Annotated in this window: 14 protein-coding genes and 1 pseudogene; 3 read left to right on the top strand and 12 right to left on the bottom strand. The window is 58.4% G+C overall.

Features of this window, described 5'->3' with window-relative positions:
* Nucleotides 1–68 precede the first annotated feature (68 nt).
* The gene (locus tag LRP30_RS34305) at nucleotides 69–914 is read right to left on the bottom strand and encodes a CoA ester lyase (protein ID WP_249757684.1); all 846 of its coding nucleotides are present in this window, start codon (nucleotides 912–914) and stop codon (nucleotides 69–71) included.
* A gap of 225 nt (nucleotides 915–1,139) precedes the next feature.
* Here LRP30_RS34305 and LRP30_RS34300 point away from each other — a divergent pair, with 225 nt between their 5' ends.
* Entirely contained in the window at nucleotides 1,140–2,288 is a 1,149-nt protein-coding gene (locus LRP30_RS34300) for a CaiB/BaiF CoA-transferase family protein (RefSeq protein ID WP_249757683.1), read from the top strand.
* Between the two features lie 735 nt (nucleotides 2,289–3,023).
* Here the strand turns inward: LRP30_RS34300 and LRP30_RS45110 are convergent.
* The 8 genes and pseudogenes from LRP30_RS45110 to LRP30_RS34255 all read right to left on the bottom strand — a co-directional run bounded on the left by LRP30_RS45110 (nucleotide 3,024) and on the right by LRP30_RS34255 (nucleotide 12,642).
* Nucleotides 3,024–4,492 (bottom strand): annotated as a pseudogene (locus LRP30_RS45110) (fumarate hydratase).
* A gap of 95 nt (nucleotides 4,493–4,587) precedes the next feature.
* On the bottom strand, nucleotides 4,588–6,180 hold the full coding sequence (citF, locus tag LRP30_RS34285) for a citrate lyase subunit alpha (protein WP_249757682.1): 1,593 nt from the start codon (nucleotides 6,178–6,180) through the stop codon (nucleotides 4,588–4,590).
* A 700-nt stretch (nucleotides 6,181–6,880) separates the two neighbouring features.
* Nucleotides 6,881–8,242, bottom strand: coding sequence for a site-specific integrase (locus LRP30_RS34280; RefSeq protein ID WP_249757681.1), 1,362 nt, complete (start codon nucleotides 8,240–8,242; stop codon nucleotides 6,881–6,883).
* Nucleotides 8,243–9,048: 806 nt separating this feature from the next.
* Nucleotides 9,049–9,459, bottom strand: a complete 411-nt coding sequence (locus LRP30_RS34275) for a hypothetical protein (RefSeq protein ID WP_249757680.1) — start codon at nucleotides 9,457–9,459, stop codon at nucleotides 9,049–9,051.
* A 121-nt stretch (nucleotides 9,460–9,580) separates the two neighbouring features.
* Nucleotides 9,581–10,507, bottom strand: coding sequence for a DUF4435 domain-containing protein (locus LRP30_RS34270; protein ID WP_249757679.1), 927 nt, complete (start codon nucleotides 10,505–10,507; stop codon nucleotides 9,581–9,583).
* Nucleotides 10,500–10,889 (bottom strand): AAA family ATPase, encoded by a 390-nt coding sequence (locus tag LRP30_RS34265; RefSeq protein ID WP_249757678.1) that lies wholly within the window; start codon nucleotides 10,887–10,889, stop codon nucleotides 10,500–10,502. The genes LRP30_RS34270 and LRP30_RS34265 overlap by 8 nt, the downstream gene beginning before the upstream one ends.
* 74 nt (nucleotides 10,890–10,963) lie before the next feature.
* Entirely contained in the window at nucleotides 10,964–12,004 is a 1,041-nt protein-coding gene (locus tag LRP30_RS34260; RefSeq protein WP_249757677.1) for an ATP-binding protein, read from the bottom strand.
* Between the two features lie 74 nt (nucleotides 12,005–12,078).
* A complete protein-coding gene (locus tag LRP30_RS34255; RefSeq protein ID WP_249757676.1) occupies nucleotides 12,079–12,642 on the bottom strand; it encodes an AEC family transporter in 564 nt (187 codons plus the stop codon).
* Nucleotides 12,643–13,129: 487 nt separating this feature from the next.
* On the opposite strand from LRP30_RS34255, the gene LRP30_RS34250 reads away from it, so the two are divergent.
* On the top strand, nucleotides 13,130–13,489 hold the full coding sequence (locus tag LRP30_RS34250) for a hypothetical protein (protein WP_249757675.1): 360 nt from the start codon (nucleotides 13,130–13,132) through the stop codon (nucleotides 13,487–13,489).
* Between the two features lie 350 nt (nucleotides 13,490–13,839).
* Nucleotides 13,840–14,517 carry a ParA family protein gene (locus LRP30_RS34245; protein WP_091886574.1) on the top strand — a complete coding sequence of 226 codons (678 nt, stop codon included), beginning with the start codon at nucleotides 13,840–13,842 and terminating at the stop codon, nucleotides 14,515–14,517.
* A 77-nt stretch (nucleotides 14,518–14,594) separates the two neighbouring features.
* Here LRP30_RS34245 and LRP30_RS34240 read toward each other — a convergent pair whose 3' ends face one another.
* The 3 genes from LRP30_RS34240 to LRP30_RS34230 form a co-directional block, all read right to left on the bottom strand.
* Entirely contained in the window at nucleotides 14,595–14,741 is a 147-nt protein-coding gene (locus LRP30_RS34240) for a hypothetical protein (RefSeq protein WP_164934659.1), read from the bottom strand.
* Nucleotides 14,742–14,868: 127 nt separating this feature from the next.
* Complete coding sequence (locus LRP30_RS34235) at nucleotides 14,869–15,018, bottom strand: hypothetical protein (protein WP_164934661.1); 150 nt, start codon at nucleotides 15,016–15,018, stop codon at nucleotides 14,869–14,871.
* Between the two features lie 291 nt (nucleotides 15,019–15,309).
* Nucleotides 15,310–16,218, bottom strand: coding sequence for a 4-hydroxy-tetrahydrodipicolinate synthase (locus LRP30_RS34230; protein WP_249757674.1), 909 nt, complete (start codon nucleotides 16,216–16,218; stop codon nucleotides 15,310–15,312).
* Nucleotides 16,219–16,311: the final 93 nt, after the last annotated feature.

The raw sequence follows: 16,311 nt of genomic DNA, 5'->3' as shown, positions 1-16,311 counted from the left end.
CGGCAGAACTCGCCGCAACCTTTCCTCGCGTTCTTTAGTTCACAGGTTTGGGCAGGCTTGCGGATCAGCTACGATGGCAAGGCGGATCTGCGCGCAATGGCGTCGATCCGGCGATGTATTCGGTCGTAGTCCTCAGCAATGCGTTTTGCGGCCTCGATAACCGGTGCATCCACCATCTTCCCGTCGACCCCGTGGGCGGAATCGTGGCCTGCCGCGATAACCGCGCAGGCATGCGCGAAATCGGTTGCCGCAGGGGCCATGCCACGTAGCGCCGGCACGACTTGCTTCGGGTGGATCAGCAATTTTCCCGTAAAGCCGAGCTCTCGCGCTGCGAAGGCGTCGGACTCGATTTCAGACTCGTCTGCTATCGACGTTGTCACACCATCCAGCGGTCCGGCCGCACCCGAAAGTGCCGAGGCGAAAACCAGTTCCGACCGGGCCGCCAACAGGGCGCGCGCCGAATGAGCGGCTCCGATCGAGTTCGCGTAGTCGATCGATCCGAATGCCACTCGGGTGCATAGTGGTGCGAGATAGCGGGCATTGACGATGCCTGTAACCGTTTCAACCAGACCTATTGTCAAGCGACCAGGAAGCAGGTCGGTGAGGCGTGAGACGTCGTCGCATTGCTCCGTTTTGGCCAGCATGAGGCCGACCCAGCTCGGCAGATCCAAAAGGAGACGAACATCTTCATCGTGATCCGCCGTTCGAGGTCCGTTCATGCGGATGATGACCTCGCCGGGAAATGCCTGCGTTCGAAGAACGGCGCGCAGCGTTCTCCGGGCGGAGGCGCGCTCATGTGCCGCAATTGCATCCTCCAGATCAATGACGATCGCATCGGCACCGGATGCAGCCGCCTTGTAGAAGCGTTCAGGTCTCGTGGCGGGAACGAACAAGGCAAGAAACGGATCGCTCATCGTCATGTCCAACCGAAAGGCATCGTGGTTAGGTTCGGGCAGCGTTAAGCATCCGCCTCCGTGACCGCAACACGAAATCGATGACCACCGATATTGCGAAAACCAATGGCTGACAGTGGCGGGACTCTCGATTGGGTAAGCCAATAGCACCCATCGGCACAACGCGGTTGCAGAGAAGGCAGGTTGCGCCTCAATCTCCAGGGGCAGCAATGGAGGCAACATACGATGACAGATCTCTCAAACATCATTGTTGTTGCCGTGGAACACGCTGTCGCCGCACCCTACGCATCAGGCAAGCTTGCTGACGCCGGCGCAAGGGTGATCAAAGTGGAGCGGCCCGAGGGAGACTTTGCCCGGGCGTATGATGCACTCGTTAACGGACAGAGCGCCTATTTCGTCTGGCTCAACCGCGGAAAGGAATCGATCGCTCTGGACCTGAAAGCGACCGAGGATAAGGCTCTTCTCAAGAACATGTTGAGGCGAGCCGATGTCTTCATTCAAAACCTCGGTCCCGGCGTGATCGAATCCCTCGGCTTCAGCTCCGATGAGCTCATGGCGCTCAATCCGCGGCTGATCGTGTGCAATATCAGCGGCTATGGGCGCGAGGGGCCAAGAAGCGAGCAGAAGGCGTATGACCTGCTGATTCAGGCAGAAACGGGCCTTTGCGCCATCAATGGCATCGGCGAAGAACCCGCGCGGGTCGGCGTCTCTGTCTGCGACATCGCGGCTGGCATGACCGCGTATCAGGCCATTCTTGAAGCATTGCTCGGGCGCGAGAGGTGCGGCCAGGGTCGCGTGATCGACGTCTCTCTCTATCATGCGATGGCCGATTGGATGAATGTGCCCTTTCTTCAGCACAAGTACGGGCAGTTCACGCCGCAGCGACTTGGACTGCGCCATCCCTCCATCGTGCCGTACGGGAAGTTTGCGTGCCGCGATGGGAAGACCGTCCTGATATCGGTGCAAAACGAGCGTGAGTGGAAGTCCTTGTGCACTGACGTCTTCGGAACGCCGGCACAGGCCCGTGAGCCGGGGTTCGAGACCAATCAGGCACGCATAGAGAACCGGAGTCACGTCGAGACGTGGTGCGCCGAGCAAATAGCAAAGCTCGATTCCGAAGAGTTTGTCGCCCGTCTGTCACGCGCCCGCATCGCGTTCGGACACTTTTCGGAACTCAAGGATCTGCTCGATCATCCGCAAAACAAGTACATTTCTGTGTCGACCGATGGTGGCGACATAGAGCTCTTGGCACCGGGCAGTTTGGTGCGCAGCGAGTCGAAGCGCTATGGTACGGTTCCCGGCCTGGATCGCGATGGAAACAGAATAAGAGCCGAGTTTTCGACGGAGCGTGTCCGGGCCGCAAGGAATGTGTAACTCCAGCAATTGGGACCAATGGCTCTTTGGGCGATGGGTTCCAGGGACGTTGCAAGCTTCGTGTGATACCAGAGGGTCGGAGAATCGGATCGTCTCATTGCCGTCGACAGCATCGGCATTATCGGCTCGTCTGGATATTACCGGCAGCACTAAAGGTAGGCAGCCGAGCCTTGAAGATGCTTTGGTCGGAAGTGCCCTGATTGCGGCGCTTGCATGTCTATCGTGCTAACACGAACGTCGTATCGCGCGCGCCCGAGCAAGTGAGGTCGGCGCGAGTAAATTGGCCGGGTACAAGAGCAATAAAGAAGCCCGGCGCGACTGTGCCGGGCTCAAGTCAGTGGCACCCAGGAGGATGCGCGGGAGAAACGTCGTGAAGATGGCAGCCCAACGGCTCCAGACCAATTAGCAAATCGTTCTCGTTGCCATTGCGCTTTGCAATACGTCCTCGTGAAAGGGGTGCGCAGGGCTGTGAAGGAGAATCGAGCCGATGGATGACGATTCCTTTCGGAGCGCGCCGTCAGCTCAGGCAGATGCCGCGGGACACTGGTCCCTTCACCCAGCTGCGGCTGGATATGAACCAAACGCTCGCTCGAGTGACTGATGGCCGAATGATCAAGTGCTTGCGGAAAGCGCCAATAGGGCAGCGCCGGACGAGGAGTTACGGGTCGCGCATCATCGCGGTTTGCGTGTGCCCTGCGGTGCCCGCTTCCATGTTCGAGAAACGAGGACCTCAATTTACATCCTGGATCGAAATCTGCGCCACCTCGCCGGGCCGATTTCGTGGATCGAATTGCCATTGACATCGACGGCAACTGTTACCGGCATATCTTCGACCTTGAATTCATAGATGGCTTCCATGCCCAGATCCTCGAACGCGACACGACGCGACGATCGTACTGCCTTGGCCACCAGATAAGCCGCCCCTCCGGCGGCGACCAAAGAGGCCGCGCGGTGACGCCTGATGGCTTCGATCCCCTGAGGCCCTCGCTGACCCTTTCCGATCATTGCAATGAGACCAGTTTGGGCGGGCATGACCTCCGTGAATTTGTCCATTCGAGTCGCAGTCGTGGGGCCGCCGGGGCCTACGATTTCGTCCCCAACCGGATCTACCGGGCCGACATAATAAATGACTCGATTGCGGAAATCTGTCGGCAAGGGCTCTCCGCGGCGAAGGAGGTCGAACAGACGTGCATGCGCGGCGTCGCGACCGGTTAGCAAATGGCCGGACAGGAGCAGAGTTTCGCCTGGCTGCCATCGTGCAACGTCTTCAGGAGTGAGGGTATCGAGGTTGACCCGCCGAGCCGCCTGCGCCGTCCTCTCGAGAGTGACCTTGGGCCAGTCCTCTAGATCGGGGGCTTCGAAGTTTGCAGGCCCTCCTCCATGAAGCGAAAGGTGAATGTGACGATTGGCGGCGCACTGCGGCACAAGTCCCACGGGCAAAGACGCCGCATGAGACGGAAACGTCTTGATCTTCACATCGACGACTGTCGTAAGTCCTCCCAATCCCTGAGCGCCGGTTCCAAGCGCATCGATGCCTTTACAGCGTCAAGCGCATCTCCTCCTCTGGGGTACTGGCACCGCGCAGGAGAAGGTCGGACATATCGATCGGCTCGAGTAACGCTTCCTTGGCAAGCAAAAGTGACTTCTCGCAGCTTCCTCCGATTCCGATTCCTATGATGCCGGGCGGACACCAGCCGGCTCCCAGCGTCGGTACAGTGTCCAATACCCAGTCAACGACGGAATCGCTTGGATTGAGCGTGACGAATCGCGCCATGTTTTCCGACCCCGCCGCCCTTCGCGCAAAGAGTGATGTCGAGGTGTTCGCCGGGCACAAATGGACCACCGCCGGCGTATTGTCGCGTGTGTTGTTGCGCGCGAACGGCGGATCCAACACGATCGATGCTCGTAGCGGATTGTCCCGATTCATGTAGGCACGCCTCAAGCCCTCGTTGATCAGGTCGGAAAGGCTTCGCGAAGCCGCGAAGCGCGCGTTCATGCCCCCTTCACAAATGCACTTACCAAACCCGTATCTTGGCACAGGGGCCGCTTACCGAGCGCGGACATCGCGAATTTACAAGAATCTGGGCGATTGCATCCTTGGCCGCCGGGCTCTTTTCGGTTTCATAGGCGTAGTTCGGGTGACGAATGTAGTCTGGCGGATGGTAGTAGGAAATGTACTGGAGAGCGCCCGCGACGCTGCTAATGTATCATCGTCGCTAATGAACGCGGTCATTATTGATCTTCTCCTCGAGGAAGCGCTAATGCTGGGCGACAGAAAATGCTTGGCCAAAAATCCGGCCTAGCCGCGGTCTGGGCTTTCATCCCCTCTCCAGGTCTTTGCCGTCGACATCGTCGATACGGCTCTAACAACGTCAATGACGGTGCCATCTCTGTATTCGACCACGGCGACGATCCTATTGTTCTCGACGGCACGCGCCTGCACCGGCCCTGCCTTCCGTATTGCGTCCTCCTTCAGTCGCTCGATTGAGACCAGAGGTATGTTTGCGCATTTCAGACGATCGAGCAGATCGGTACGCTGAGGATTGACCGCGACACCGGATTCCGTGATGACGACGTCGACGGTTTCCCCCGGTGTGGTCAACGTTTTGACGCGATCCACTATCTTAGGCAGGTTGCCAGCCGTCAGTTGCGTGGTGATCACGGTGAGCTTGGCCCCAGCGGCGGTGTCCGCATGATCTCCTGATCCTCCGAGGATCATGCCTTCATTTCCGGTTGTTACGTTGACATTGAACGCGAGATCGACTTCGGCGGCCCCAAGGATGACTGCGTCCAACTCGTTCACGACACATCCGCGATTGTGCGGATTGGCATACATTGAAGCTGACATACCGTGATGAGCCGGGCTGCGGCGGTAGGATGCCACGGCTTCGAGATCGAAGGCCTGAACATCGAGCAACGCACGAAACAACCCCTCGTCGAACATTTGGACGATCCCGCCAGTGATACCTCCGGAAGCGAAACTGCCTTGCACCTTGCGTCGGATCATGATGTCTCGAAGGTAAGCCGCTGCGGCTAGCGACACGCCGCCGGCACCGGTCTGAAACGAGAAGCCCTCGTTCAACAATCCCGATGCGTCGATTATCTTGGCTGCCGTTTCGGCAATCTGCAAACCAATGGGATTTGTCGTCAGGCGCGTGGTTCCCGAGACGATGTGCTCCGGGTCGCCGATGGAATCGATGGAGACGACGAAGTCGACGCTGTCTTGTGAAATCTCTATAGGCGTTGTCGGATATTCGACCAGATTGTCTGTGATCGCGACGACACGGTCCGCGTACTGAACGTCAGAAATTGCGTAGCCAAGCGGACCGCAGGAGGCCCTGCCCTGGACGCCGTTGAGATTCCCGCACTTGTCGGCGGTCGGCGCTGCAACGAAGGCGACGTCGATGTGAAGTTCACCGGACTCGATGCAGCGCGCACGGCCCCCGTGCGTAAACATCAGTACGGGCTTGGCCAGTGCGCCCCTCGAAACCGCATCGGCAAGTGGTCCGTAGATGGTGCTCGCCGCCAGTCGAGTGACAACCCCGCGATGTATGTGCTGGACCAGAGGAGCATGGACGGGAAACAGCGCGCTTGCCGCTACCGTGATGTCTTTCAGACCCTTCGCAGCAACCTCTGACAGCACCAGATTCAGGACGCGATCGCCATTGCGGAGATGGTGGTGGAATGAAATGGTCGCACCATCTCGAAGTTCACATGCGTCGAGCGCCGCCCTAATGCTTGGCAGTGTCTTGGGAACTCCGCGCGTGGCGCTGCGGAGCATGGTCGCGGCGCGCGATATGAACCCCGGCACCTCCAATGCCCCAGCGAAGGGGTTCACGTTGCCGTAGCCTTCTATGGAGCTGGGTAACCCTCGTCCAAGGATGTCCGGCATCTGCAACTTTCCTCAATCAGTCGGAGGTCTGCCATGCAGCGTCGTTTGGCTTGAGAACGAGGACTAATACCCGCGTGCCAAGATCAGGAGGTCAATTGCCATATGTGATGGTGCGGAGAAATAGCGAAATCGTTTCAAGAGCTAGAGCAAATTCCAATGGCGGCAGCTCGCTGCTCGCCTAGCAACGCGCTTGCAAGATGAGCGACGCAGTATGCAGGGGCTCTGTCGAGCTGCGAGGCCAAGGGGCGGATGGTCCCGGCAATACAGGCAGGGAGCTCAAGTCCGTTAAGGACTTCTAGGGCCAGAAGATCAGGGTAATCTCGCCCGATCAAGGCTACTAACGAGGGACTCGCGACCGCGCTGGACGACAACCCAAATTGATCCCCCGATGATCGACCGCTTCACGGCACCTACCGCGCTTTACGAAGTCCTGGCGAATTGGCGCTGATTCCATCCCTGGAGGGGCCGAGAGATTCGGATAGCGCTCGCGAAGCAGCCCGAGTAAACCTACGTAGCGAAACGTAGCGAGGGATTACATTCTAAATCAACGGCTTAGATGGCTTTGGGACGCAGAATCGCCGGTTATAGTCAATTATGCAGCGAGCCTAGGAATTTCCTGTTCTACCAATCGCAACAATCGGGTGTTGCGTGTCCTCGATCTGAACCTTCTATATCCTCCGAGGGCCTAGCCGGTTCCTTTCTAGGAGTCGAACCGGGACTGCCTTATGGCCTCACTGTCAGAAGGGCGGAGACCCTCACTCGCCCTGTCCTGCTGATAGGGCTCTCGGCGGGGCGGCTCGATCCTTGCTGCCGTCGGCGGACCATCCTGGCTGGTCGCCACGTGAAGATGACTTGCTTTGAGATTTCGATGTGGGAGGGTCTTAAGGTTTTCTGCCCAGCGTTCGAGCGCCTCGCGCATCTCGGCCGCATACCGAGCACGATTGTACACCCCGGCAACGCCAGCCCGATGGCCGCTGACGTGGTTTAGGATCGCCTCCACGATGTGCGGCAATACGCCAAGTTGGTCGGCCATCACCGTGGACGCCGATCTCCGAAGATCGTGAACTGTCCAATGGGGCAGGGGTTCGCCCAGGGCTTCCGTGATCCGTGCATCAAGTGCTGTCTTAGACTTGGACCAGCCCGAGAAACCACGATGCGGATCACCACTGCGTCGGGGTCCGTCACCAAAAAGGAAGTCTCGGTCGTTACGGCGGTGCGGAAGTAGAGCTAAGGCGGCGGGAACCAATGGCACCGAGTGCTCGCGATGGTTTTTGGTCCGGCCGCTTGGGAGCGTCCAGAGTCCCGAAATAGTGTCAAGTTCGGCCCACTGCATGCTCCCGACTTCATCACGGCGTTGGGCTGTGAGCAGCAACAAACGCACAATGCGTCCATAATCGTCATCGCCACAGGCCTGCCAGATAGCTGATAGCTCGCTCTCCTTAAGGACCCGTGCGCGACCTCCCGGCTGCGCGGGTCGGTTAGTGCCGAGAACCGGGTTCGAAGCAATGTCGAGACCCTCCCGTATTGCCCAGTTGAACATTGAGGACAGGGCTGTACGGGCTCGGGCTGCTGAGACCGCTCCGTGAACTGATGCGAGATCAGCGATACGAGCCGAGATATGGCGGCGGGTGATCTGGAAAACTGAGACGGGATGCAGGGGTTTCCAACTGACCAACAGGTAACGTTCTATTTCCGAATAGCTCCGGGGCTTCAGCCTTAGTTTGGCGCTCGGGAGATATTGATCCGCGACTGCTCGGAGTGTATCGGCTGCCTGCAGGCGCGCCTTGGCCTTCTCGTCCGCCGGGTCTTTGCCATTGGCAACCAGGCCCAAAAGCCGCTTGGCTTCCTTGCGTGCAAGCTCTGGTGTCCAGGGGGCACCGTGAGGGCCGATGGTGAAGAAGCGCTGCCGACCGAACACTCGGTACTTGAGGACGTAAGTCGCTTGGTCGCGTTGACGCCGAACGCCAAATCCCCGCACCGCTTCGCGGTGGTCTGAATCCCAAATAGTCTCGCCCGGCTTGAGTGCTTGCACTGCGCGGATCGTTATACTGGAAACGGCCATCCGTTACCCCTGTAGCTACCACGTAGCTACCACCGTAGCGCCAATTGCAGCGCAGATAAGGCGGGGAGCGGCGAGCTTGTACATTGATAATGTTGCGATTTTCGTATGAAAGGTGGGGCCAGCGTGGTCCCGGCGGAGCCCTGGCGGTGTCTGTGGAACAGGAGGTCGGTGGTTCGAGCCCACCCAACTGTACCAATGATTTCAATTGCTTAGCTGATGTCCGCCCACTGCCCGGTTCTGCTTAGCAAATGCTATAGCAAATGCGTGCCGGCTGTTCCGGGTAATGTCTGTGGTCTCTTTGGGACGCGAATGATTGCTTGGCTGGTAATCGTCAGTCCTGATGCCGCGATAGCAATGCCAATGTAAGGCATCCTCCAAGAGGTCAACTCGACTTGCCCTGCCATGAGATGCCGGTACTGACGCTTAAGCTGCGTCAGATCGGCGGCTGCCGGCGCCTTATCAGGCAGCAATGATATCACGTCCTCAATTAGGTAGTGCCGTACGTCATAGGACTCCCAGTACTGTCGGAAGAGGCTTCGCGCATTGGCGAGACCATGCGCCTTCCAGAATTGCGAATGCCGGAGTTGTCCTCTTCGCTCTTTTTGCAAGATTTCAACTAGCGAGCAGCCGAGCAGTTGAGAAGTGACCCGCTCCGAACAAGTGATAACTGCTAACCTGATGCGGGATTTGCTCATGGTCGATCCTCTTTCACGCGAACCGCCGGATAGCGGGGGCTATCCATTCATGCTGGTGCGGTGGCGTCGAGGCTAAGACCAATCAGACGTTAAACTGCGCAAAGGCCTGCGCTACAATTTGCGCACTTTTTTGACCCGGCTAGGATTTTTGAGAAGCCGCAGCACCTCCTCGACATCGGATAGCTCAAGTGGCGAGCCAGAAACCTTGGAGCGTTTGATGAAAGCAACGGTCGCTGCCCTCGGGACGTTGCCGCGTTGATTCTTCTTCTTGAAATCGGCCTTGAATTCCTGGGCTCGCTCTGCGATGCGTCGCAACGTGCTCTCGCGCTTCGATCGTGGGTGGCGCTGTCGTGACCTTGGCATCAACTTGTGTGTAAGGAACCATGCAAGCTCCTCGCGCTCGGTCAGTGATAATTGATGCTTGCGAATATACGCGATTAGGTCCCCCGGATCCTGACGATCAGCTTTGGCGATCAAGAAGGCGAAGCCCTCGGCGTGCTCATAGGCCAAGATACGTTTCATCTTCTTCTCGCGGCGAAGACGAAATTGAGGATCATCGAAATCTGGAATTCTGCCTAGTCGCGCCAATGAGTGCCCCTGTGCGGTAACCGCTCTCAGCGAGCAGAACGGTCCTTCGCAATAGTCATTGCACAGCCTGAATGAAATCACGAAATCCTGTCGGTAGGCTCGACTTCGAGGCTAACATTCCAAGGGTTATGCCCTGGATGTTGACAACCCGCGCCTTGTTCAATCCAGGGAACATGTTCGAATTTGCGTCTCGTCGTTCACAGCAAAGTAAATCGAGCCATTTCATTAAGAAGAGGTGATTGAATTTGCCGCGGTATCTAGTCGGCGGATCGAGCTGTGAGAACTCATCAGCAAGCCGATCTTCATCTTGCTTACACGGCGCGCTTGAAAATGCCACGATTGCATCTGGCTGATGTGTGCTCGCGGTGACACTGTTCAGCGCGACCACTGCAAGATGATTGATGCTATCTGGAAGCTGCTTCGTAAGTCGAATTCCGAGTCTTCGCGCAATATAGAGCCGCTTGTTCACCTCTTTAATGATCTGCAAAAACTCTGAATAGCGCCGCTCGAATTCGGCCAAAAGGTGTTCACGCACCTGTGGCTCGGCATGACAGTGAAATTCGTCCTTAAGGAGCTCCTCGAAGACTTCTTTGGTCACCAAGTAATTTTCCACCGAATACTGATCTGTCATGAACGTGTCGGCACTTTCTTCATTGCCGGCCATATCATCGAAATCCCGGTCGACGAAAAAGTAAACACGGGACGCCAAGCTGGTTAAGTCCCGCCGCAGCATCTCGCGGACCGAGAACACCTGCTTCTTACCGTCGCAGGGGAAGGGCTCGTAGCATAATTCTTCCCGAACGCGCCGGACCCATTGGAAATATACCGCTTTGTCGGCGTCGCCCTCGAATGCGAACACAAGGCAGTTCGGCCGCCTACTCCGCAAGTTGGCTAATCGGATTTTTAGTACCGCTGGGCTCTTTCTCGCTTCCTTCAGCCTGGAAATGTATCCGTCTTGCGGCTGTTTTGCGCCCTCACTCATGCGCATCTTCCTCAGTGTCGTCGATTACGGGGTCAATTGTTGACACGAAGGATCGGGCAAACGGCTCCAGCGCATTGTCAAAGATAAATGGAGAGTGGGTGATGGCGATTACCTGCTTGCAAAGAGGAGCATTCATCACGTCGAGCAGGATTTGCTTCTGCCAGTCTATAGACAGCGACAGCTCGGGTTCATCGATAAGAATGATTTTATTGTCGGGATACAGAAACAGCTTCGCCAAAAGCGAGATCATTTGTTTCTCACCCGAAGAAAGGGCATCCAGTGGTATCGTCTTGTTAGCTTTGATGCTGCGGACCGTCACCTCCAAATTCCGTCGGCTCAAAGTGAGTTCCTTGTCGTCCATATCGCCGCCGCCTTCGGACATGGGATCTCGCGGGAGCGACGTGCTGGGATCAACCGATGAGAGATAGCGGTTACAGTTGTCGATGAAGTCCCGAACTAAGCCCTCAATATCTCGGGTCGCGAGAATGACCGTGTTAAGTTTTGCGAGAAAATATCTAAGAAACTTGTTTCTCTCGTCGGAAATGTCCTCGCCGTGTAGATGCGGTCGATGTTCGGTAACGATAGCTCGTCGATATAGGGGCCAAATCTCGACCGTTGGCGCTGATCCTTCAATCGGGAAAAGAAAAGCTCTAGTTCAGCCTTGTCAGGAATATCCTCGGGAGTTGGGCTGACTTGGTCAAATCGGCCGTCGATTAGTTCGTTGATGATGCTAGCGCTGATTTCGCGATAGCCAAGGTTTGAGTCTAATACAATGCGCTGGTTCAGTTGCGACAATCTCTCGAGAATATCGGAGAGGCCGAACTGGATCTCGCCTGAGTAAAGACTGGTTCTGATTGAGGGGATTGGCGGCCTCCGCGATCTTCCCATGCGGTCCGGCACTGGCGCAATCGAGAGCTCAATTCGTCTATAAGTCGGCAAGTAAACTACTTCGGTGTCGCCCAGTGCCCTGTTTAGTGCTGTCAGAACTGAGCTTATCTCGGGCGCATTGTTTAGGAGTCCAGCCCTCAGTTGATTACAGAACGCAAGAACTTCGGCCCTAGTGTAGTTGAGCTTTTGATACAGTTTGGTGCCAACATCGTCTTCAAGGTCAAACCGACCAGAGTTTCGTGCATTCTCCTCCAGGAAAAGCAAAAGGCTGAACGGATCGATATCAACCCTCCGAGCTTCCAGCGCCAAGCGATCGAAGTTGAGATAGTCAAGAAGTTGCTGGCGTGTGAGTACGATTTCATCGATACCTCGCAACTTGCATCGTATCTGGCGGAAGTTGAGATCGCGAAGCCTAGAAAATTGACCTCGCAGAAAAGCATCTAGCGATGCGAGCAGAGTCGTTTTGCCAGAACCATTCTTGGCGATCAGAATTGTCGCGGCATATTCGGAGGACAGAGAGATCGAGCGGTACCCATAGAGACCTTCGATGCAAAATCCTTCCACGATGGACGGCTCCGCGCCTCGTGAGGCAACATCTTGCTCAGTCATGTAATCTCCAGATGTGAGCTAGAGCGTCGTAAATGCGATCCCCCGAGCGATCTGTGTACGAAAATGTTACACGGTCAAGTAGAATGATCATCTGGCACCCCTATTCCAAAGTCTATCCGATGCATCGACTCGCGAGCCGCTCGACGCCGGACAATCACCGACAGGGCCGAGCCGGTCCGCTTGCGGCTGACAAGCTCCATCTGCAGGATGCCGCAGAGCCAGAGCAGTGGCGTGTTCACCGACAGGATCAGCGCCATCGGCCCTGCGGCCTCATTGCCAAGCGCCGAGAGCGTCAAGGGAATGCCGAGCATCACGATGTTGCCGTAGACCGAGCCGATCGCGAACACGACGCCGTCCTCGCTGTCCTCGCGCCGCTGGCGCAGCAGCGCTGACAGGGCCAGCGCCGCGATCCAGGTGAGGGCGAGCGCGCCGTAATAGGCGCCCCACATCCGGTAAGGGCTGACGTCGGGGAATTCCGAGACGACGATGGTGCGGAAGAGCAGGGCAGGGATGGCGATGCTGAAGGCGAATTCGCTGATGCCCTTGTGCGCGCTGTCCGAGACGAAGCGAAACAGCACCGCGGCATAGCCGGCTGCAATGAGCGCAAACACCGGCGCGACGATCAGCAATGTGGCCATGCACCCCTCACCTCACGGGGATCTGGCTGACCACCCCACGCATTCTCGATCATGCCATCATGCCACTGTTTTGCCCGACGCGTCAAATTGATTTCGTAAAATCCGTAAAGGCCAATCCGCAGCTGGACTTGGCTACTGTGCATGGGGTTGTTTTCGCGGTTTTTGGTTGGATGGTCGCTGGAGCGGCGGGCTGGAGCTCGATCTCGTCCCACCCACACCCGTCATCCCCCGCGAAGGCGGGGGATCCAGTACGCCGCGGCTCCTCTGGGAACGTCAGGCGTCTCTGGAATACTGGATCCCCCGCCCCAGTGCGCAATTGCGCACAAGGCGGGGGATGAAACCTGTTTTGCAGCAGCTCCGTGCCGACACCAGACCGCCCACCTGTTGCCGAGACCGCACACGTGCCGGCTTTCGCATCTCCCCTCGGTTGCCAACCAACGCCCGTTCACCCACTATTCCCACTGAAACTCGACATGTGGGGGGATCGATGCTGGCGTTTCGCTTGAAGAAGTCAAAACCCTTGGCCGCTGCAACCCTCGGGATTGCGCTGGCCGTCCTGGTCCTGCCGCGCGCCGGCTTCGCCTACACCCAGGAAGAGCAGCAGGCCTGCACGCCCGATGCGATGCGGCTGTGCGGCGAGTTCGTTCCGAACGTCGATGCCATCACCGCCTGCATGATCGCGAAGAAGTCGCAGCTCTCGCCGCAGTGTCGGGTGTTCTTCCGGCCGGGACCCGAACCGGGCGAGGTGCGTGCCGGCAAGCCGACCCACATCGCGCCCAAAACCGCGAAGAAGAGCACCAAGCCGGCAGCGAAGGCGAGCAAGAAGAAGAAATCCAGCGAAGGCTGAGCGCGACGGCACGTTCATCCTTGAAACCCGGCAGCTGCGTTTGCCCCGCCGGACTCGTTTTGTTCGCGCGCTAGCCTTGCGGCGATGACGCGCGCGCGATGGAAAAGAGTCGCAGGGCGGTTTGCCCGGCAAGGTTGCATTCCACTTTATCCCGCCTCGCTGCTCAAAAAACGCACGATTGCAGGCGTTGTCCTGCAGTTTTCATCGGGCGTCGTACCAGGCAGTGTGACTCAAAAGCCAACACGCCTTGTTATTTCGTGGCGGCAACGCAACTCCCGATAAATTTTTCTTTCACGAATCACCGCGCTGATTCATTTTCGAGCCACGGGGTCAATCTGGAGGCCGAAGGTATGAACGTTATTGTTTTTGCATCGCGTAAAGGCGGCTCGGGCAAGAGCACCCTGGCTGCACATCTCGCCGCGCAGATCAAGGCGAGCAAGCAGGTCATGCTGGTGGACGCGGATCCGCAAGGCTCGCTCACGCTGTGGCACAAGCTGCGTGGCACCAACGAGCCGCCGATCAAGCCGGCCGTGAACTCCGTCAGCGGCATCGTCTCCGCGGCCAAGCGCGACGGTTATGAATGGGTGTTGATCGACACGCCGCCGAACCTGTCGGCCGTCGTCGACGACGCCATCAGGAACGCGACGATGGTGATCATTCCGGCGCGGCCCGGCGTGTTCGACGTCAACGCGGTGCAGGAAACCATCCAGATGTGCCGCGCCGCGCGCAAGCCCTACGCGGTCGTGCTCAACGGTGCGCCGGCGCGCCGCGACGAGTCCGAAAGCCCGATTGTCACCATCGCCCGCGAGGCGCTGGCGAAATTCCGCGCTCCGGTGTGGGGTGGCCAGATCACCAACCGTTCCGATCTGCTGATGGCGCTCAGCCACGGCGAAGGCGCGCGGGAGTATCAGGCCGAGAGTCGTGCGGCTCAGGAAATTGCACGGCTGTGGGCGGCGATCGAGCGTTCAGTGAAGGCTATTCGCGGCACGGCGTCGGCGTCCGGCGCAATGCACAAGCAGGCGGCATAATTTCATCATTCATTTCCCCGGACGAAAACGCGCGGACGAGCCGCGCGTTTTGCGTTTTTCGGGTCTGCTGAAGGAGGCTATGCCACCATCAGCATGTAGAACACGATGACCGGCGACAGGCTGAGGATCACCGACCAGATGCCGGCGGCCCAGAGAATGTCCTCGGTGGTAAAGCTCTGCTGTCCGGCGTCGTAATGCGACGCCATCTCATTATGATTATTCACAAACGCCCCCGCGATTTCTTCGCTTATGGGCGTCAGTGATACGCGGGATGTTTTAAGATTCCGGGGCGCAGCTAGCTGCACATTTGAACACAGCTGCTACCACGGGTTAACCATCCGCGCCGCGCTGTCAGCCCGCCAGCCAGACGCGAAACAGCAGCACCGGCATCAGGCCGAGCATCACCGCCCAGAACCCGAACGACGACACCACCAGAATTCCCTGCAAGAGATCGGCCGGCGCGAATTGGCTCGCGGCCGTAGGCCGGGTGCGATGTCCCATGGTCATTCCCCCTTTGGAAGGTCTCAGGCAGAAACGATAGGTTTGGTTCGGTAAACGAGGCGTGGATGCACGATGCGGCGAATGCAAAGGCCGTGTGGGGTGGGATTAACCACGGGCGCCTCTTACCCTCCCCTGGAGGGGAGGGTCGCTCCGCATGAAGCGAAGCGAAATGCGGAGCGGGGTGGGGTGATCTCTCGACATAGGCAGTGTTCGATGCCGAGAGACCGTCACCCCACCCCGCTCGCGCTGCGCGCGATCGACCCTCCCCTCCAGGGGAGGGTAAATGAAGCCCTACGCCGCGACCTTCATCCTTCGCTCGATCTCGCGATCGATCGTTGCCGCGAGCTCGCTGCTCACTTCCACCATCGGCAGGCGCACCTCAGGGCTGTCGATCAGGCCGCTCCGCCACAGCCAGTACTTCGCCGGTGCGGGGCTCGGTTCGGCAAACAGCAGCCGCGTCAGCTCCGCGACATCCTGCCAGCGCGCCTGCGCGGCGTCGTGGTTGCCGCGCTTCAGCTCCGCATACACGGCCGCAAATGTCGCGGTCTCGACATGGGCGGACAGCACGATGCCGCCGTCGGCGCCGTCGGTGAGCGCCTCGAAATAATTCGCGTCCTCGCCGGTCAGCACGCGAAAGCCCTTCGGCCGGTCACGCAGCAGCGCGATCGATTGCTCGCGGCTCGCGCCGCAATCCTTGAGGCCGACGATGTTCTTATGTTCGGCGAGCCGCAGCAGCGTCTGGTTGGTGATGTTCACCGAGGTGCGATAGGGGATGTTGTAGAGCGCAATCGGCCAGGCAGCGTGATCGGCGAGCGCCTCGAAATGCGCCAGCAGCCCGCGCTGTGACGGCCGCACATAGTAAGGGCTCGCGATCAGGTAGCCGTCGATCGGCCAGTCCGCGGTTTCATCAAGGCGATCCTTCAGCCGCGAGGTGTCCGCGCCTGACAGTCCGAGGAAGATCGGCAAGGTGCGGCGGCCCGCCGCGATCTCGTCGCGGACGATGGCGACGAGGCGCTCGAGTTCAGCCTCGCGCAGCGTCATGCCTTCACCCGAGGTCGCCCCCAGGATGAAGCCGTCGACGGCTTGTGTGCCGTAGTGCCGCGTCAGCCGCCGCAATGATGTCTCGTCGAGACGGCCATCGCGAAATGGCGTCACCAGCGGCAGCCACAGCCCGTGCAATTGGTCTCGTAGTCCGGTCATGTTTCCATCTCCTTCTCGGGAAAAAACCTGAGACGGAGGGCACATGAAAAAACCCCGTCCAGGCGGCGGGGTTTTCGGGATCAGCTCGCGATG

Origin of the sequence: Bradyrhizobium sp. C-145 (assembly GCF_023375135.1) — a bacterium.
Classification (GTDB): domain Bacteria; phylum Pseudomonadota; class Alphaproteobacteria; order Rhizobiales; family Xanthobacteraceae; genus Bradyrhizobium; species Bradyrhizobium zhanjiangense.
Note: the sequence above shows the minus strand (reverse complement) of the source record. Positions and strands in the feature narration are given on the sequence as shown.